The organism is Arthrobacter nitrophenolicus (assembly GCF_000332815.1).
Classification (GTDB): domain Bacteria; phylum Actinomycetota; class Actinomycetes; order Actinomycetales; family Micrococcaceae; genus Arthrobacter; species Arthrobacter nitrophenolicus.
On the sequence record NZ_AOFD01000038.1, the window covers coordinates 25,407 to 42,688 of the forward strand.

At 67.5% G+C, this 17,282-nt stretch carries 17 protein-coding genes and 2 pseudogenes; 10 read left to right on the plus strand and 9 right to left on the minus strand.

Translation table 11 applies throughout. The annotated features are described in order from the left end of the window. Positions 1-42: 42 nt before the first annotated feature. Positions 43-1,896 (minus strand): glycoside hydrolase family 15 protein, encoded by a 1,854-nt coding sequence (locus G205_RS13775; RefSeq protein ID WP_052014131.1) that lies wholly within the window; start codon positions 1,894-1,896, stop codon positions 43-45. 72 nt (positions 1,897-1,968) lie between these two features. On the opposite strand from G205_RS13775, the gene G205_RS13780 reads away from it, so the two are divergent. After that, positions 1,969-2,700 (plus strand): DUF72 domain-containing protein, encoded by a 732-nt coding sequence (locus G205_RS13780; RefSeq protein WP_009358507.1) that lies wholly within the window; start codon positions 1,969-1,971, stop codon positions 2,698-2,700. An 80-nt stretch (positions 2,701-2,780) separates the two neighbouring features. Further along, a pseudogene (locus G205_RS24075) lies at positions 2,781-3,885 on the plus strand (App1 family protein). 13 nt (positions 3,886-3,898) lie between these two features. Here G205_RS24075 and G205_RS13790 read toward each other — a convergent pair. The 4 genes from G205_RS13790 to G205_RS13805 all read right to left on the minus strand — a co-directional run bounded on the left by G205_RS13790 (position 3,899) and on the right by G205_RS13805 (position 6,837). Beyond that, positions 3,899-5,446, minus strand: a complete 1,548-nt coding sequence (locus tag G205_RS13790; RefSeq protein WP_009358508.1) for a glycoside hydrolase family 1 protein — start codon at positions 5,444-5,446, stop codon at positions 3,899-3,901. Positions 5,447-5,526: 80 nt separating this feature from the next. Beyond that, positions 5,527-5,904 (minus strand): hypothetical protein, encoded by a 378-nt coding sequence (locus G205_RS13795; RefSeq protein ID WP_009358509.1) that lies wholly within the window; start codon positions 5,902-5,904, stop codon positions 5,527-5,529. A 76-nt stretch (positions 5,905-5,980) separates the two neighbouring features. Beyond that, positions 5,981-6,403 carry a J domain-containing protein gene (locus tag G205_RS13800; RefSeq protein ID WP_009358510.1) on the minus strand — a complete coding sequence of 141 codons (423 nt, stop codon included), beginning with the start codon at positions 6,401-6,403 and terminating at the stop codon, positions 5,981-5,983. A gap of 8 nt (positions 6,404-6,411) precedes the next feature. Next, positions 6,412-6,837 carry an Hsp20/alpha crystallin family protein gene (locus G205_RS13805; protein WP_009358511.1) on the minus strand — a complete coding sequence of 142 codons (426 nt, stop codon included), beginning with the start codon at positions 6,835-6,837 and terminating at the stop codon, positions 6,412-6,414. A gap of 140 nt (positions 6,838-6,977) precedes the next feature. On the opposite strand from G205_RS13805, the gene G205_RS13810 reads away from it, so the two are divergent. Beyond that, positions 6,978-7,295, plus strand: a complete 318-nt coding sequence (locus G205_RS13810) for a MerR family transcriptional regulator (protein ID WP_009358512.1) — start codon at positions 6,978-6,980, stop codon at positions 7,293-7,295. A gap of 10 nt (positions 7,296-7,305) precedes the next feature. Here G205_RS13810 and G205_RS13815 read toward each other — a convergent pair whose 3' ends face one another. Further along, on the minus strand, positions 7,306-8,109 hold the full coding sequence (locus G205_RS13815) for a phosphatase PAP2 family protein (RefSeq protein WP_009358513.1): 804 nt from the start codon (positions 8,107-8,109) through the stop codon (positions 7,306-7,308). Positions 8,110-8,589: 480 nt separating this feature from the next. Between G205_RS13815 and G205_RS23805 the strand changes: the two are divergent. Together G205_RS23805 and G205_RS22960 are read left to right on the plus strand one after the other, a co-directional pair. Then, positions 8,590-8,835: pseudogene (locus G205_RS23805) on the plus strand (DNA alkylation repair protein); the annotation flags it as partial. Between the two features lie 190 nt (positions 8,836-9,025). After that, positions 9,026-9,358: a hypothetical protein gene (locus G205_RS22960; RefSeq protein ID WP_235046921.1), complete on the plus strand. Its 333-nt coding sequence runs from the start codon at positions 9,026-9,028 to the stop codon at positions 9,356-9,358. A 22-nt stretch (positions 9,359-9,380) separates the two neighbouring features. Here the strand turns inward: G205_RS22960 and G205_RS13825 are convergent, their stop codons facing one another. The 3 genes from G205_RS13825 to G205_RS13835 form a co-directional block, all read right to left on the minus strand. After that, entirely contained in the window at positions 9,381-11,192 is a 1,812-nt protein-coding gene (locus G205_RS13825; protein WP_009358515.1) for a S8 family serine peptidase, read from the minus strand. A gap of 238 nt (positions 11,193-11,430) precedes the next feature. Further along, positions 11,431-12,279: an NAD-dependent epimerase/dehydratase family protein gene (locus G205_RS13830; protein ID WP_009358516.1), complete on the minus strand. Its 849-nt coding sequence runs from the start codon at positions 12,277-12,279 to the stop codon at positions 11,431-11,433. 34 nt (positions 12,280-12,313) lie between these two features. Further along, the gene (locus G205_RS13835; RefSeq protein WP_009358517.1) at positions 12,314-12,901 is read right to left on the minus strand and encodes an adenylate kinase; all 588 of its coding nucleotides are present in this window, start codon (positions 12,899-12,901) and stop codon (positions 12,314-12,316) included. 290 nt (positions 12,902-13,191) lie between these two features. On the opposite strand from G205_RS13835, the gene G205_RS13840 reads away from it, so the two are divergent. The 5 genes from G205_RS13840 to G205_RS13860 form a co-directional block, all read left to right on the plus strand. Continuing rightward, complete coding sequence (locus G205_RS13840; RefSeq protein ID WP_009358518.1) at positions 13,192-13,935, plus strand: GAF and ANTAR domain-containing protein; 744 nt, start codon at positions 13,192-13,194, stop codon at positions 13,933-13,935. Between the two features lie 64 nt (positions 13,936-13,999). Continuing rightward, complete coding sequence (locus tag G205_RS13845) at positions 14,000-14,389, plus strand: response regulator transcription factor (protein WP_009358519.1); 390 nt, start codon at positions 14,000-14,002, stop codon at positions 14,387-14,389. A 40-nt stretch (positions 14,390-14,429) separates the two neighbouring features. Beyond that, entirely contained in the window at positions 14,430-15,404 is a 975-nt protein-coding gene (locus tag G205_RS13850) for a phosphodiester glycosidase family protein (RefSeq protein ID WP_009358520.1), read from the plus strand. Between the two features lie 8 nt (positions 15,405-15,412). Continuing rightward, a complete protein-coding gene (locus G205_RS13855) occupies positions 15,413-16,567 on the plus strand; it encodes a bifunctional glycosyltransferase family 2/GtrA family protein (RefSeq protein ID WP_009358521.1) in 1,155 nt (384 codons plus the stop codon). Positions 16,568-16,643: 76 nt separating this feature from the next. Continuing rightward, the coding region (locus G205_RS13860; protein ID WP_009358522.1) for a DUF4956 domain-containing protein at positions 16,644-17,282 on the plus strand (639 nt) is incomplete at its 3' end.

Sequence of the window (17,282 nt, forward strand, 5' to 3'; positions counted from 1 at the left end):
CTGTGCTTTTGGGAGCACTCCATGAGGTGTTAGTAAGTATACTTATCTATTCTGCGAAGGAGAAGCCGTACCCCTGCCGGCGCCGCCTCTGCGCCGTTCCGCCGACTCCGGCGGAATGGGGGTATCACTCCGGCGAACCGTATCCTGATGCAGCTCCAAAGCGCTAGTCACAAGGGCGAAGTGGCTGAAAGCCTGCGGAGTATTCCCCAGCTGGCGGCCGGCCTTGACCGCCCACTCCTCGCTCAGCAGCCCCACATCGTTCCGCAGCTCCAGCAGGCGTTCGAAAAGCTGCCTGGACTCCTCGTGCCTGCCCGCCCCCAGGAGTGCTTCCACCAGCCAGTAGGAGCAGGCCAGGAAGACGCCCTCGTCACCCGGCAGCCCGTCGTCGCTCTCGGCCGGGCGGTAGCGCAGCACGAAGCCGTCCTCGGTCAGCTCGCGCTGGATGGCCTCGATGGTTCCGATGACCCGCGGATCATCCGGCGGGAGGAACCCGACGCGCGGGATCAGCAGGAGGCTGGCGTCCAGCTCAGGCCTCCCGTAGGACTGGACGAACGTGTTGCGGGCGGCGTCGAACCCGTTGGCCATGACGTCGCGGTGGATGGTGTCCCGGAGTGTCTCCCAGCGCTCCACGGGTCCCGGCAGCCCTGACTCGCGGACACCCTTCACCATCCGGTCCGCGGCCACCCATGCCATCACCTTGGAGTGGGTGAAATGCCGGCGCGGGCCGCGCATCTCCCACAGTCCGTTGTCCGGCTGGTCCCAGATGGTCTCCAGGTGCGCCATCAGGGCGCACTGCAGGTCCCAGGCCTCGTCCGTGTGCTTGAGCAGCGAGTTGCGGGTCAGCGCCAGGCAGTCCAGCACCTCCCCCCAGACGTCCAGCTGCAGCTGTTCCGCCGCACCGTTGCCGATCCGCACCGGGGATGAGTTCTCGTAGCCCTTCAGCCAGGACAGCTCCATCTCGGGCAGCCGCCGTTCGCCGTGGATCCCGTACATGATCTGCAGGTCCGCGGGATCACCGGCGACGGCGCGCAGCAGCCAGTCCCGCCAGGCGGCGGCTTCGGCGCTGTATCCGGCGGCAAGGAGCGCCTGGAGCGTCATGGTGGCGTCCCGCAGCCAGCAGTACCGGTAGTCCCAGTTGCGCGGGCCGCCCAGCTGCTCCGGCAGGGACGTCGTCACGGCCGCCACGATTCCCCCGGTTGGTGCGTAGGTCAGGGCCTTCAGCGTGACCAGGGAGCGCAGCACGGCCTCCTGGTATTCGCCTTTGACGGTGCACTGCGACGCCCAGCCGCGCCAGAAGGCATACGTGGTGGCCAGGACCTTCTCCGCGTCCACGGTATGCGGCCGGCCCACGTGGCTGGGCGCCCACGTCAGCACGAACGGTATCCGCTCGCCTGCACTGACGGTGAACTCGCTGATGGTGTGCATGTTCTCGCTCTGGAGGGGCGCGGGCGTGACGAAATAGACCGCATCCGGGCCTGCAATGGCGTGCAGCCCGTACTTGTCCCGGCGGACCCAGGGAATGATGTGCCCGTAGTCGAAGCGCATGACCAGTTCACCGCGCATTTTCACGCTGCCGCTGACGCCTTCGACAATGCGGACGATGTCCGCCACCGCGTCACGGGGCGGCATGAAGTCGATCACCCGCACCGTTCCCTCGGGCGTTTCCCACTCCGTCTCCAGGATCAGGGTGCCGTCGCGGTAGCCCCGCCGCGTGCACGGTCCGCCGTCCCGCGGCGCCAGAAGCCAGCGGCCGGCGTCGGGCGTGTCCAGCAGCGCGCTGAAGCAGGCGGGGGAATCGAAACGGGGCAGGCACAGCCAGTCGATGGAGCCCTCGTTGCTCACCAGGGCACCGGTCTGCAGGTCCCCCACCACCGCGTAATCCTCTATTCGCGCCATGACCTTACACTGCCATAAGAGGTGCCCTGAGGGATGCCCGACGGAAGGCACAATTCGGTGTAGCCTGCAGGGGTGGCAGTCCATATCGGCACGTCAGGGTGGAGCTACGACCACTGGGAGAACGTCCTCTACCCGCCCGGGCTGCCGGTGAAGGACCGGCTCCAGCACTATGTTGCGCGCTTCAACACCGTTGAGCTCAATGCCAGCTTCTACCGCTGGCCCAGGGACACCACCTTCGCCGGCTGGAACCGGCGCCTGCCCCCGGGGTTCAGCATGTCCGTCAAGGCTCCCCGCGGCCTCACCCATGCCAGGAAGCTCTACTCCCCCGAGGTGTGGCTGGAGCGGATCGAACGCTGCTGGCATGAACTCGGAGACAAGCGTGCGGTCCTGCTGGTCCAGCTGCCGCCGCAAATGGAACGCGACGATGCCCGGCTGGACTACTTCCTGGCCGCAGTTCCGCCCTGGATCCGGGTCACCGTGGAATTCCGGCACCCCACGTGGGACAGCCCGGAGGTGTTCAGCCTGCTCGAACGGCACAACGCCGCCTACTGCATCATGAGCGGCGCCAATCTGCCCTGCCTCCTGCGCACCACGGCACCGTTCGCCTACGTCAGGCTGCACGGTCCGGACCACCAGCACCTGTACGCAGGCTCCTACTCGGACGCCGACCTGCACTGGTGGGCGGACAGGATCCGAGGCTGGGCGGCTGACGGCCTGGATGTCTACGCCTATTTCAATAACGACGGCGGCGGCAACGCAGTACGGAACGCGGAGACCCTGCGCGGCATCCTTGGGACGGGCTGACGCGGGAGGGCAACACCAGGGAGCGGCGTCACGTTACCACGGGCTCCTCGCCGGCCGGCGCCCTGTGGCAGAGTGGAGCCATGGACACCGCGCCGCAGGATTCGCACCGGAACCCCGCCAACCCTTCCAGCCAGGCCGTGGACACCGCGCCCGGGCTGTCCGGCAACCAGGTTTTCCGCCTTGCCCACAGGATCTCCGACACCTTCAACGGCGTCCGGATCAAGCTCGCCAAACGCTGGGATTTCGTGCCTCAGACCATCGCCTACCAGGGATACGGCTCCACCACCCTGGTCCGCGTGCTGGGCCGGGTCCTGATGACGCAAAAGCCGCGGCCGGGCAGCAAGGCCGAAACCGCGGCGAAGAACGGCAACCAGAACATCCGCGGCTGGCGGGCGTTCACCGGGGTGCCGCTGCAGTTCACCGACGTCGAAATCACCATCGGCGATGTTGTCACCCACGTCCGCGCGGACCGGGGCGGGCTCATTGACACCGAGGTCAGCGTCCAGCTGACCCCCGGCTGGCACACCGCCATGCTGCGCGCTGAAGGAACCGAGCCCGCCGAGGCCCTCATCCAGGTGATCGCCCCCGACGTGAAGTTCGGCATCGTTTCCGATATTGACGACACCGTCATGGTCACTGCCCTGCCACGTCCGTTCCTGGCCCTGTGGAATACCTTCGTGCTCAACGAACGCGCCCGCATGGCCACCCCCGGCATGGCCGTCCTCCTGGACCGGCTGACCATCGAACACCCCGACGCCCCGGTGATCTACCTGTCCACCGGCCCGTGGAACGCCGCTCCCACGCTGGCACGGTTCCTGACCCGCAACATGTACCCGAAGTGCCCTGCTGCTGACGGACTGGGGGCTGACCCACGACCGCTGGTTCCGAAGCGGGCAGGAGCACAAACACCGCAACCTGGATCGGCTGAGCAAGGAGTTCCCGGACATGCGGTGGCTCCTGATCGGCGACAACGGCCAGCATGACGAAGCCATCTATTCGGGCTTCGCCAGCGAAAACCCGGACAAGGTGGCGGCCATCGCCATCCGCCAGCTCTCCGTCAGCGAGTCCGTGTTTGCCGGCGGCCACTCGGAGGACGGCGACCACACCGCCTCCAAGGTCCCCTGGATCTACTCCCCGGACGGCGCCGGAATGGCCAAGCAGCTGACCATGCTGGGAATGCTCTAAGCCCGGCGCAGGCTCAGGCGCTGGCACCCAGCGGGGACACGCCGTCGTCGGGCGCTTCCGTTTCAAACTCCTCCGGCACCACAGCCTGCGCGATGGCGGCACCTGCGGCCACGGCCAAGTCGCGTTCCTCGATCAGTTCCTGGAGCCAGAAGTACGAGGCCTTGGGCGTCCGCTCCAGCGTCTCGAAGTCCACGTGCAGGAGCCCGAACGGCTGGTTGTACCCGGCGGACCACTCGAAGTTGTCCAGCAGCGACCAGACGTAGTATCCGCGCAGGTCCACCGACTCCGCCTCGCCGCCCGGGGAGGTTGCCCGCAGCGCCGTCTCCAGGTGGTCCGAGAGATACTTCAGCCGGCGCTCGTCCGGGATGAACCTGGTATTGGTGGACTTGTCCCGGACAATGATGTCCTCGAAGCTGGCACCGCCCTCGGTGAGGATCACCGGCGGCAGGTTGGGATACCGCTCCGCCATCTCCTTCAGGGCCACCGCCATGTACTCCGGCTTCACCGGCCAGCCGTAGGACGTGATGTCCGCTTCCGGCCAGGTCTCCACGTGGAACGGGGTACCGCCGCTGCCGGCCGCGCTGAGGTCACTGCCCATGGCTTCGGCCATGCTCGCGGGCACTGCGCCGCCACCCGGGCCCACCGCCACCTTGGTGGGCATGTAGTAGTTGAGCCCGTAGAAATCCAGCGGCTGGGAGATAACCGCCATGTCCTCCTCGGGGTGCTCGAAGGAGGAGAAGAACTTGGCCGCCCGGATCAGGTCCGGGTATTTGCCGGTGAGCACCGGGTCCGCGTAGAGCCGGTTCTGGGCGAGGTCCATCAGCCCGGCGCTGATGCGGTCCAGCGGATTGATCGAGTTCGGCACCATGGGCGAGTAGACATTGGTCATGCCGATTTCGCCCGGCACCTTGGCGGCCCGCAGTGCCTGCACGGCCAGACCGTGCCCCAGCAGCTGGTGGTGGACCGTGGGGAAGGCCCCCAGGAGCAGCTCCTTGCCGGGCGAGTGCAGGCCAAGGGAGTAGCCGTTGGTGCTCACGGTGGCAGGCTCGTTGATGGTGACCCACCGGGCCACCCGGTCACCGAAGGCCTCGGCCAGGATCCCGGCGTACTCCCCCAGCCGGTACGCGGTGTCCCGGTTCAGCCATCCGCCCGCCTCGTCCAATGCCAGCGGGGTATCCCAGTGGTAGATGGTGGCCATGGGCGAGATTCCGCTGGCCAGCAGCTCGTCCAAAAGCCGGTCGTAGAAGGCCAGCCCCGCCTTGTTGGCCGGTCCGCTGCCGGTGGGCTGGATCCGCGGCCAGGCGAAGGAGAACCTGTAGGAGTCCACGCCCAGCTGCTTCATCAGGGCCACGTCCTGGGGCATCCGGTGGTAGTGGTCGCAGGCCGTGACCGGGCTGTGGCCCTCCACGATGGCGCCCGGCTTCGCGGCAAACACATCCCAGCCGGCGGGCCCGCGGCCGTCCTCGTCCAGCGCCCCTTCGATCTGGAAGGCGGCGGTGGCAACACCCAGGGTGAAGCCGGGAGGGATGAGAGCTGCGAGTTCCTTGGCGGTGATATGCATGGGCGGGCCTTTGTCACAGTGGATAAGTACGTCTCAGGATGGCACAGCCAAGGTCCCCTGACGAGCCGGGATATGGTGGGTCACTGCGAGCCGAACAGGAACTCCTTGGCGTGCGCCACGGCCTTGCGGAACGCGTCGTTGCGGAGGGTCACCAGGTGCTCCGTTTCACCGTCCGCGGGTTCCAGGTAGGCGGTATAGCCCGGGCGCAGGACCCAGATGTCCCCGGAAGGCGGCAGGTAGAACACGCCAAAGGACCGTTGCTGCTTTTCATCGCCCGTCCACACCGGCACCACAGCAAGTGCCGCACCCGTTGCCGGGTTGATCCATTGCGCCCGGGGCAGGGGCTCCTCGTGCGCTTCCGGGTCGAGGAATGGTGCCGTCCCAACACCCCACCGCTGCTCAAAGCGTTCATGGAATGCCGGAATCAGGTGTGAATCGTAGCGCCGCCAATCGCTCATGCAGATCTCCGCCTCCTTGCGGGTTTCCTTGCTGTTTTCATTGGGAATACTCCAAACACTCGCTGCACGCCGTTTGCTAGGACCAGGGCCCGCTTTCCCAGCGCACGGGGGTGACCCTGATGGCCGGTCCGGAGGCTCCGCCGCGGGCGGGCACTTTCCGCACGGGAATTACCCTCGGACGGGAGGCCGCCTGCTGTTTGTCGTAGGCGGCGCGGCGCTGCGGATCGCGCAGGACGCTGAAGGCCTGCATGATCCGCAGCAGTTCACCTTCCGGGTCAGTAGCGCCCTCCATGTCGGGATGGTGGCTGCGCATCAGGGCCCGGTAGGCCCGGGAAATGTCCTGCTGGCTGGCCTCCGGCCGGACGTGCAGGGTGGCGTAGTAATCGGGGGTGTCAGTCATCGTGGCCTCCGCACCGGCGGCGCCTGGGCCGGAAGGCCGGCGCCGCCGTTCGGACAGGAACATCGCTGCCAGGGCGGCGCCGTGCGCGTGCCCTGCCATGCGGGGAGCTAGGTTGAGATCTGCTGCTTCTGGCCCTGCTGCGTCTCAATCTCGATCTTGCGCGGCTTTGCCTGTTCGGCGACGGGTATCCGCAGGGTCAGGACACCCTGGTCGTAGCTTGCCTTGATGTTGTCCGTGTTCAGCGTGTCGCCCAGGATCAGCTGGCGGCTGAACACACCGCGCGGACGCTCGGCAGCGACCAGTTCGACGTTCGGCTGTGTGGGGTCCTTGCGCTCGGCCCGGACGGTGAGGACGTTGCGTTCAACATTGAGGTCCAGCGAGTCAACATTGACGCCCGGAAGGTCAAATGCCACCACGAATTCACCGGCTTCCTGCCAGGCGTCCATGGGCATGGCAGCCGGGCGGGCGGCGGTTCCAAAGACCTGCTGCGTGAGCCGGTCCAGCTCGCGGAACGGGTCCGTACGCATCAACATCATTTTTCCCACTCCTTCAGCTTGTAGGTGTTGGATCGGTTCCGTATCCATCCGCCGATCTATGGTGGTGGATATAGATTTTTTATAGCACCCGTGGGAAACTGAGGCAATACCGCCGGACGACGATTTTTGGAGGCACGATGGCAGACGGAGCAGGACGGGCGCCGCGCCCAGCCAGCGGGCGCGCGCTCTACGCCATTTCGGTTGCAGCCAAGCTGGCGGGGACGGGCCAGCAGAACATCCGGTTGTATGAGACCAAGGGCTTGCTGACCCCGTCCCGGACGGCGGGTGGCACCCGCCAGTACAGCGACGACGACATCGCCGTGCTGCTAAGGATTGGCGAACTCCTGGAACAGGGGCTGAACCTCGCAGGCGTGGCCAAGGTGCTGGAACTGGAGGCGGCCAACGTGAAGCTGCACCGCGCCCTGAAACGGGCGAGGTCCCGGCCGCCTGCGTGAAAAACGCAGGCTAGTCCCGCGGCGTCTCCGCCTTGGACAGCTCCCCGGTGATCCGCTCCCCCGGAACCCGCGCGGTCCGCCAGGTGTCCACGGCAATCACGCCGCCCAGGATGATGAGCGAGAGGGAGACCGAGGCGAGCGCGTCGCTGAGCCAGTGGTAGCCCAGGTACAGCCGGCTCAGCGCCGCAAGGAAAATGCCGAAGCCCGCCCCCACAAAGCCCCACACCGCGGCGCGGGTGTTTTTCCGCCGGGAGAAGATCAGGAAGGCGCCCACCAGCAGGAAGTCGCAGGCCCCCAGGACGTGCCCGGAGGGGAACGAGAACGTGTGGTCGATGCCGAAGAGCATCTGGTCCACGGGAGGCCGCGAGCGCCGCACGATCTGGAGGATGATCTGCGAGATGATGACGCCCGTCAGCATCGCGGAGGCCAGCAGGATGGGCCGCCAGGCATGCTTGGCCGCGAAGCCCCAGGCCACCACCACGACCAGGAGGATGATGGGCAGCGCTATGGGGCCGAAAACCACGGCAAGGAAAATCATGATGGCGGTGAGGGTGTTGGACCTCAGGCCGAGCAGCCAGTCACGGACGGGGCCGTCCGCCGCGGAGAGCCCGTCCGCCTGCAGCACGCTGATGAGGGTGGCCGCAAAGAGCGCCACGCCGGCCACCACCAGGATGACTGACGCCCGGTAGAGGCCCCGCCGGTCGGCAGGGTCGAGGTAGCGTTCCTCCACCACGAACTTGTCGTGGAAGTACCGCCACTTCCCCACATGCTTCCCGGTTCCCGACCCCGATGATTCGTGCTGCCCCACTGTCATACCCGTCCCTAGGTGCGAAATTGCTTAGGGTGAAGATTATCCCGCCTGCCGGACATTGGTGCCGCTTCCGGAGGAATCTTCCGTCCGGCCGGGTTGCGCGGGTCCTGGATCGTCGTACCCCCGCGCTAGCCTGACTGCATGGGTGCCATGAACGAGCTGATCAACGCCGGCAGCGTAAGAACCCTTACCCGGATCCTGGGGCAAACGGCCCCGGCGATCCGGTGGGACCGGACAGCCGCTGCCGCGTCGGGACTGGACCGTCTGGTCCTGCGCGCCCGTACCGACCTGCTGGCCGGGGCCCTCGTGGCTGACATCGCCGGCAGCCCCTCCCCCGGCTATGCGACGGCGGCGCGAAGCTTCCGTGCGGCCCTGCAGGTTCCGGAGTTCACCGGCTGGTTCGTCTGGCCGGTGTCCGAGGCGGCTGTCACTCTTGCCCTGGACTCCGGAGCTGCGGGGGATTTCGACGACTGCCTGGCGCTCATGGCGGCACTCACGCCCAGGCTCACCAGCGAGTTCGCTGTCCGCCGGCTCCTCGCACGCGACCCTGAACGGGCCCTGGCAGCAGCCCGGGAGTGGGCAGACAGCGCGGATGAACACGTCCGGCGCCTGGCGAGCGAGGGCACCCGCCCCTACCTGCCGTGGGCTGTCCGCGTGCCCTCCCTTATCCAGCGGCCGCAGGCCACCATCCCCATCCTCGACGCCCTTTACCGGGACCCATCGGAGTATGTGCGCCGCTCGGTGGCCAACCACCTGAACGATCTCGCCCGGCATGCCCCGGACCCGGTAGTGGACACGGCGCGGCGCTGGCTCACCGCGCCGGACGCCAACACGGCCCGGCTGGTCCGGCACGGCCTGCGGACGCTGGTCAAGAAGGGACATCCTGACGCGCTGGCACTGCTCGGCTTCACACCCGCAGGTGGACGTCAGCGGCCCGAGCCTGGACCGGAACGTTCTCACCCTGCCGGACGAGCTGGCGTTCACGTTCGCCGTCACCAACACCGGAAACGGGGACGTGCGCCTCGCCCTGGACTACCGGGTGCATTACCGCAAAGCCAACGGCCGCGAGTCCGCCAAGGTCTTCAAGATCTCCACCGTGACCCTTGGCCCGGGGGAGAGCCGGAGCGTGACCAAGCGCCATGCCTTCCGGCAGATGACCACCAGGGTGCACTATCCGGGTGTCCATGCGCTGGAGCTGCAGGTCAATGGCGTGGCCCAGGGCAGGACGGAGTTCCTCGTCGAGCTGCCTTAGCTGCTGCCCTGGCTCGAACCGCTTAGAAGGAGCCGGTGGTGAACTGCCAGGTGCGGGTGGCCAGCTGGTTCCCGGCGAGGTCGCGGACCGCGGTCCCGCCGCCGGTGACCGTCACGGTGTACTTGGTTTTGGCAGCCAGCGCCTGCTGCGGGTCCAGGATCCACTGGTTGGTGGTGCCGTTCCGGAAAACGGTGGCCGGTACCACGTCTCCGGTGGCGGAGTTCTTCACCGTGAAGGTGGTGCCGTTGACGCCCTGGACCGCCTCACTGAAGCTCACGCTGATGTTGTTGCCGCGCCGCACCAGCAGCTTGTTGCTGGTTGGGATGGTGCCGGTGACCACCGGGGCGGGCCCGGTCAGGAAGGTCCAGCTGCTGGAGGCCAGCGGGGTTCCGGCTGCATCCCGGATGGCGGCCGAACCGCCCACCAGCGACGCCGTATACACGGTATCGGCGGCGAGGCTGGCCGAGGGGTCAAGGGTGGCGGTCCGGGTGGTCGCGTTATAGGTGACGGTGGCCGGAACGCTGCTGCCGGCCGCGTTCTTGAGCACGAAGGTGGCCGCGGAGACGCCCTGCACTGCAGTGCTGAAGGTGGCCGTCACGTTGGTGCCGGTCCCCACCGAGGTGGCGTTCGCGCCGGGAGCCACGGCCGTGACGGTGGGCGCAGGAGCCGGGGCGGGCGCGGGTGCAGCAGCTACGGCCCCGGCGTACAGCAGCCGGTTGGGGGTTCCGCTGGTGGCACCGCTGATGACGCCGGCGGTCGCGTTGGACACGAGTGACCCGGCTACCTGCGCCGGGGTGAGGGCCGGGTTCTGCGAGAGCAGCACGGCGGCAGCGCCCGCGGCGTGGGGCGCGGCCATGGACGTACCGGACATGGAGGCCGTTGCCGTGGCGGAGGTGTAGTACGTGGAGGTGATGCCCACGCCGGGGGCGTACAGGTCCACGCAGGAGCCGTAGTTGGAGAAGGACGCCTGCCGGTCTGCCGAATCGCTGGCAGCCACGGTGACGGCCGCGGGGACCCGGGCGGGAGAACTGCCGCACGCGTCCACGGCGGAGTTGCCGGCGGCAACCACTGCGGAGACACCGTCGTTCATCACAGCCTGGATGGCCGTGTCCACCGCCGTGCTGGCAGCGCCGCCCAGGCTGAGGTTGGCCACCGCCGGCACGCCTGCCGGATGGTGGGCCGCGATCCAGTCCAGTCCGGCCACCACGTCCGAGTTGTAGCCGGAACCCTTGCAGTCGAGTACCCGGACGGGCACCACGGTGGCCGCCTTGGCCACGCCGTAGGTGGATCCGGCCACGGTCCCGGCCACATGTGTGCCGTGGCCGTTGCAGTCGCCGGAGCCCAGGCCGTCAGCAACCGCGGTCCAGCCCGCCGCCACCCGGCCGCCGAAGTCGGCGTGCGAGGCCAGGACCCCGGTGTCCACCACGTAGGCGGTCACACCGGCCCCGGCAGCGGTCCACGAGTAGGAGCCGGACAGCGGCAGGCTGCGCTGGTCCACGCGGTCAAGGCCCCACGGCGAGGGCTGCTGGGTGCCTGAGATGCTGACGGGGGCGTCCGCCTCCACCGACAGGACGCGGCCGGAGCGGCCCAGCGCCTCGGCCTGGGCGGGGTTGGCCGTGATCACTGCGCCGCGGAGCGCGTTCTTGAAGGTGCGGCCGACGCCGAGCCCCTGCCCGCGCAGGTTTGCCGCCTCGGCTTCCACATCGGCATTCGCAGCGAACTGGACGATGTAGCGGCCCGCAGTGCCCGCGTCCTCTTTCGGTGCCGCTGCGGCAGGGACGGACGTGGCGGTCAGGGCGACGGCTGAGACCAGTGCTGCGGCTGCGGGCAGCACAAAAGATGGGGTGCGAATTTTGGGGTCCTTCGTGGTGGCGTTGGGGGTGCGGAGGCGGGGGAACCACCGCTGTTACCACCAGAATAGGAGCAAATGTGCCCGCCGGAGGGTCTTTGCAGGATCCTGCGGGAACCCTTGGACATTCCTGCGCGCGCATTCCTGCGGGCGCCGGGTTTTCCGCCGCCGGCCCCTGCCCTCGACCCTGCCTTGGACCCCTCCCGGTACCGTGCCCGCCGGGCTACGGCCGGTGGTCCCGCCAGCTGTGAACAGGTTCGAACCCCAGGAGCCGCCTGGCCTTGTCGATGGACAGCATGGTTTCGTGCTCGGCCAGTTCCTTGGTCACCTTGACCGCCGGGAAGACCTCGGCGGCGAGGCTGGCACTCGACCGGTCCATGACCGTGTCCGCGTTGGCGATGATGAAGGCCTCGAACCCGGGCCTGCCGTTCTCCAGGGCCCGTGCCACCGCCTGGGCCCCGTCCCGGCCGTCGATGTAGCCCCAGAGGTTCCACTTCCGCAGCATTGCATCGGCGTCGAAGGACGGGAACCGGGCATAGTCCTCCACGTCCATGACGTTGGAGAAGCGCAGGCCCACGATGCTCAGTTCCGGATCCCACCGCGTCAGCTCCACGGCCATCTGCTCCTCGAGGTGCTTGACCAGGGAGTAGGTGCTTTCCGGCCGGGCAGGGTATTCCTCGTCCACCGGGATGTAGGGCGGGTCGACGTCGAATGGCAGTCCCAGCACCGTCTCGCTGGAGGCGTACACCACTTTCTTGATGCCCGCGCGCCGGGCCGCCTGGAAGACGTTGTAGGTGGAGAGCATGTTGTTCTCGAACGTAGCCGCGTCCGGAAGGATGCCCGGCGCCGGGATGGCACCCAGGTGGACCACGGCGTCGAAGCCGCTGTGCCTGTCGTCCACGCCCAGCAGCGCATCCACCACCTGGCCGTAGTTGCGCAGGTCCACCACCAGCAGCCCGGGGCTCCGTGCCCCGTCCCGGTCCAGGTTGAGGACCTGGTGTCCGTCATCGGTGAGCCGGCGCACCACGTGCCGGCCGAGTTTTCCGCTTCCGCCGGTAACGGCAATTCTCATCAGGATGTCCTTCGGTTGGTTGTCCGCACCGGAATCAGGCGCGGGGTGTGGCAAGGAACTTTTCGACGGCGGCGATCGCCAGCGCGGTGATGTCGGCCGGGTCGCCGCTGCCGTCCACCGGCACCAGGATCCCCCGGCCCGCATAGACCGAGACCACCTCGTGGGTCTCGGTGTGGTAGAGGTCGAGCCGGCGGCGGAACACGTCCACGGTGTCATCCGTGCGCCCCTGTTCCTCAGCGCGCCGGCGCATCCGCTGCTCGAGTTCGGCGTCCGGTGCCCTTAGCTCGATGACGGCGTCCAGGGCGAGTCCCCGGGAGGCGAGCAGGTTGTCCAGTTCCACCACCTGGGGTGCGGTGCGCGGGTAGCCGTCCAGCAGGAAGCCGGACTGGACGTCGCTATCCAGCAGCCGGTCCTTCACCAGGGCGTTGGTGAGGTGGTCCGGGACGAAGTCGCCGCCGTCGAGGTATCTGGCCGCCTGGGTGCCCAGGTCCGTCTCCCTGCTCACGTTGCTCCGGAAGATATCCCCGGTGGAGACCGCAGGGACGCCGAAGTGCCGGGCCAGGTGTTCGGCCTGGGTTCCCTTGCCCGAGCCGGGCGGACCGATGATGAGCAGTCTGGTCATGTTCGTGTCCCTTCCAGGGAAGCTGGCGCGGGCCTCCGGCCTGCCGCCGGGGCGCCGGCACCTGCTTCATTCTGCCGGGAACACCGGCAGTGCGCCAGAGTGGCGCGTTCCGGCGCGGATGAATGTGACGTCAGGCCTGACGCCGGGATGTATATACTCGGACATATCGGTTTAGCAGCAGGCCGTTGGACAGTTCATCTATCCAGCGACCTCCACCGGTTCCCCGCCTCTCCAGCGGCCCGTGTGTGTTGCCGGGTTGTTTGACCTGAGCGAATGGCACCAGAAAAACCGTGGCCAGCGAGTCAACAGCAAAAACCGATACATCCATTACAGAGCACCTGCATGAGCTGGTCCTGAACAGCTCGGACGTCGAGGATTTCCTCACCGAACTGGCGCAGGTGTCTGCCCGCAATCTTTCCGAGCCAGGCGACGAAATGCTGTGCGCCATCACCCTGCTCCGGCAGCGCAAGGCCGCCACCGTGGCCAGCAGCAGCCCGGAGGCAAAGGCCCTTGGCCTCCTTGAGCACCAGTTCGCAGAAGCTCCCAACCTGACTGCCTCCACCACCCGGGAGACCGTGCACGTTCCGGATCTCGGGGCGGACGGGCGGTGGCCCGAGTACTCCGCCGCCATGGCCGCGGAGGGGGTCCGTTCCGTCGTGGCGCTGCCGTTCCACCTGGAAGGCGAAACCAAGGCTGCCCTGCTGCTCTATTCGCGCAGGCCCAACCGCTTTGATGGCCGGGTCCTCGAATTCGCCGAGGATTTCGTTAGCCAGACGTCACTCGCGCTGCGCCTGGCCGTGCGTTTCGCGCATTACAGCGAAACGGCAGCCAACCTGCGCGCCACGCTGGAATCCCGCACCGTGATCGACATGGCCGTGGGCATCATCATGGCGCAGAACCGCTGCAGCCAGCATGACGCCTTTGAGATCCTCAAGACGGCGTCCAGCACCCGCAACTCGAAGCTGCACGACGTGGCGGCCGCCGTCGTCAACGCTTTGGGCCAGGGCCCGGCGCGCACACATTACGACGGCTAGTCATTGCCTCCGCAAAGCGCCCCGGCGCAGGTAGAATTAGGCCAACTTTTGCCGGGGGGCTGCGATGGAAAATAAAAGGGTCTGCCTTGTCGTCGAAGACGACAAGGACATCCGTGGACTGATCACCGTGATTCTCTCGCGCGCCGGATTCGAGGTGCAGGTGGTCTCGACCGGGGAAGAGGCAATCGCCGCGGCCGGGGATCCCGCCATTGCGCTGGTCACCCTGGACGTTGGCCTGCCGGACATGGACGGGCACGTGGTGGCGCGCGCCATCCGCGAGCTCAGCAAGGCCCCTTTGCTGTTCCTGACGGCCCGGTCCGAGAACGACGACCTGCTGGCCGGGATGGCTTCCGGTGCCGCGGCGTACCTCACCAAACCCTTCCGGCCCACCGAGCTCCGGGACCTGGCACTGCAGCTGTCCCCCGCCCCCGTTTCACAGGCCCCGCACATATAGGGCAAACCCTGCTGCTAACTTGGCTGCCTAGAAATGGGGCATGACCCAGCAGCAGAAAACTTCCCGTAAACCCGGCCGCGTCCGGCGCGCCGTCATCGCAGGCGCGGTGGCCCTCACCCTCTCCGCCGGCGGTGCCACCGCCTGGGCACTGGACAGGTTCGTCATCCAGCACGTGGAAATCTCCGACGTCTCCGCGTACCAGGCAAGCCAGTCCGGCACCACCACGTCCGCCGTCCAGGCAGGAACCTCCACCTCCGCCGCCGTCACCACGGACACCACCTACTCCTCCGAGTCCTCGGACATCACCATCTCCACGGTGACCACCGGCAGCGGCGACAGCACCGTCACCTACTACGTGGCCGACGTCGTCCTGGGCGACGCCACCACCCTCCAGTCCGCCTTCGCCAACGACAGCTTCGGCGAAAACATCACCGAAACCACCTCCGCCATCGCCGAGGCAAACAACGCCATCTTCGCCATCAACGGCGACTACTACGGTTTCCGCGATACCGGCATCGTGATCCGCAACGGCGTGGTGTTCCGCGATGAGGGCGCCCGCCAGGGACTGGCCTTCTACCGCGACGGCACGGTCAAGGTCTACGACGAAACCACCACCACCGCCGAGCAACTGGTGGCGGACGGCGTCTGGAACACCCTCTCCTTCGGCCCGTCCCTGCTGGACAACGGCGAGGTGGCCGAGGGTATCGAGGACGTGGAGGTGGACACCAACTTCGGCAACCACTCCATCCAGGGCGAACAGCCGCGCACCGCGGTGGGCGTCATCGACGAAAACCACCTGGTGTTCGTGGTGGTGGACGGCCGCAGTCCGGGCTACAGCGCCGGCGTCACCATGACCGGACTCGCGGAAATCATGCAGGACCTGGGCGCCACCACCGCGTACAACATCGACGGCGGCGGCTCGTCCACCATGTACTTCAACGGCGGGCTGGTGAACAACCCGCTGGGCCAGAACAAGGAGCGCGGCACCTCCGACATCCTCTACATCGCAGGGTAGGCCCGGCCATGATCATCCTGATCCCGGCCTACCAGCCAGGCCAGCAGCTGCCGGAGCTCATCCGGGCCCTCCGCGCCGCCGAGCCGCGCGCCGCCGTCGTGGTGGTTGATGACGGCAGCGGCCCGGCGTACAAGGACGTGTTCGACGGCGTCCGCGCACTGGGGTGCCACGTCATCAGTTACGCCCGCAACAGGGGCAAGGGCTTCGCGCTCAAGGCCGGGTTCGGCTTCATCGAGGACAACGTTCCCGGGCAGGACGTGGTGTGCGCTGACAGCGACGGGCAGCACACGCCGTCGGACATCCTTAAGGTGGCCGCCGCCGTCGAAGCGAACACCACCCGTGCGAACCCCACGGAGGACGGCAGCGGGGACGGCAGCCGGCACTTCCGCGGCACGGCCACCATGGTGCTGGGCAGCCGGGCATTCACCGGGAATGTCCCGCCACGAAGCCGGATCGGCAACACCGCCACCCGGCTGCTGTTCACCCTCGCCACCGGCGAGCGCATCCCGGACACCCAGACCGGGCTCCGCGGCTACCCGGCGGCAATGCTGCCGTGGCTGCGCTCGGTCCGCGGCGACCGCTACGAGTACGAACTCAACCTGCTGCTGCAGGCACCGCAGGCCGGCTATTCGATCTCATCCGTGGACATCACCACGGTGTACCTGGACCGCAACTCCGGCTCGCATTTCCGGCCGGTCGTGGATTCCGTCCGGATTTACGCCCCGCTGCTCAAATTCCTGGCCTCGTCCTTTACTGCGTTCCTGGTGGACACGGTGGTGTTCATGCTGCTGACCGTGATCGTCGATTCCCTGCTGCTGGCCGTGCTCGGCGCCCGGGCGGTCAGCTCAGCGGTGAACTTCCTGGTCAACCGGAACATGGTATTTGAGCACGGCCGGGACAGGCCGGCCACCAGCGCCGGGCTGCGCTACTTCGGCCTGGCGGCAGTGCTGCTGGCCGCCAGCTTCAGCCTTATCTGGGCGCTTGAGGCTGTTGCCGTGCCCGCCCTTCCCGCCAAGATCCTGGCGGAAATCGCGCTCTTGGCGGCCAGTTTCACCATCCAGCAGCGGTACCTCTTTTCCCGGAAAACACTCCGGAATCCAGTCCCAAAGGCCGTGCCCGTGACCTCGGGCGAAGCCCCGGCCGGCACTCATATATCCGGCTAGGTTCCGTCACAGCACATGCACAGTTTGGGCGGGCATCGTAACTACCAGTCCACCAAGAACACCCCGGAGACCTCCCATGAATTCACTTGTTTTTATCCTTGCCGACCTCGCCGCCATCAGCATCCTCACCTTCGCCCTGTACCTGCGCCGGCACCGCCGCCGCGACCTTGTGGTCTCCTACCTGGGCATGAACGTGGGCGTCCTGGCCGTTGCCACGGCGCTGTCCGGCTCCGCCGCAGGACTCGGCCTGGGGCTCGGCCTCTTCGGGGTCCTGTCCATCATCCGGCTCCGCTCCACCGAACTGGCGCAGCATGAGGTGGCCTACTACTTCTCGGCCCTGGCCCTCGGCCTGATCGCCGGGCTGGGCATCGAGCCGCTGTGGCTGACGGGCTCGCTGATGGCCCTGATCCTGCTGGTGATGTTCGTCGGCGACCACCCCAGGGTCCTGCCGGCCCACCGCCACCAGACGGTGGTCCTGGACCGCGCCATCGCCGAAGACGGCGAATTGTACGCCCGGCTCGAGGAAGTCCTGCACGGCAAGGTCCATTCGGCCACCATCTCCGAACTGGACCTGGTCAATGACAAGACCATCGTGGACGTCCGCTACGCCTACTCCCCCGCCGTCTTCCCGGCGCCGGCTGTCCCGGCCAGCATTTCAGCCATCACGACGGCGGCGCCCGCCCCGGCGGCGCCCGCACCGTCATTCGACGCACCG

Bases quoted from the DNA above. Each gene is read 5' to 3' on its own strand.
- G205_RS13775 (WP_052014131.1), bottom strand. From the start codon at position 1,896: ATGGCGCGAATAGAGGATTACGCGGTGGTGGGGGACCTGCAGACCGGT.
- G205_RS13790 (WP_009358508.1), bottom strand. From the start codon at position 5,446: ATGCATATCACCGCCAAGGAACTCGCAGCTCTCATCCCTCCCGGCTTC.
- G205_RS13795 (WP_009358509.1), bottom strand. From the start codon at position 5,904: ATGAGCGATTGGCGGCGCTACGATTCACACCTGATTCCGGCATTCCAT.
- G205_RS13800 (WP_009358510.1), bottom strand. From the start codon at position 6,403: ATGGCAGGGCACGCGCACGGCGCCGCCCTGGCAGCGATGTTCCTGTCC.
- G205_RS13805 (WP_009358511.1), bottom strand. From the start codon at position 6,837: ATGTTGATGCGTACGGACCCGTTCCGCGAGCTGGACCGGCTCACGCAG.
- G205_RS13810 (WP_009358512.1), top strand. From the start codon at position 6,978: ATGGCAGACGGAGCAGGACGGGCGCCGCGCCCAGCCAGCGGGCGCGCG.
- G205_RS13815 (WP_009358513.1), bottom strand. From the start codon at position 8,109: ATGACAGTGGGGCAGCACGAATCATCGGGGTCGGGAACCGGGAAGCAT.
- G205_RS13830 (WP_009358516.1), bottom strand. From the start codon at position 12,279: ATGAGAATTGCCGTTACCGGCGGAAGCGGAAAACTCGGCCGGCACGTG.
- G205_RS13835 (WP_009358517.1), bottom strand. From the start codon at position 12,901: ATGACCAGACTGCTCATCATCGGTCCGCCCGGCTCGGGCAAGGGAACC.
- G205_RS13845 (WP_009358519.1), top strand. From the start codon at position 14,000: ATGGAAAATAAAAGGGTCTGCCTTGTCGTCGAAGACGACAAGGACATC.
- G205_RS13850 (WP_009358520.1), top strand. From the start codon at position 14,430: ATGACCCAGCAGCAGAAAACTTCCCGTAAACCCGGCCGCGTCCGGCGC.
- G205_RS13855 (WP_009358521.1), top strand. From the start codon at position 15,413: ATGATCATCCTGATCCCGGCCTACCAGCCAGGCCAGCAGCTGCCGGAG.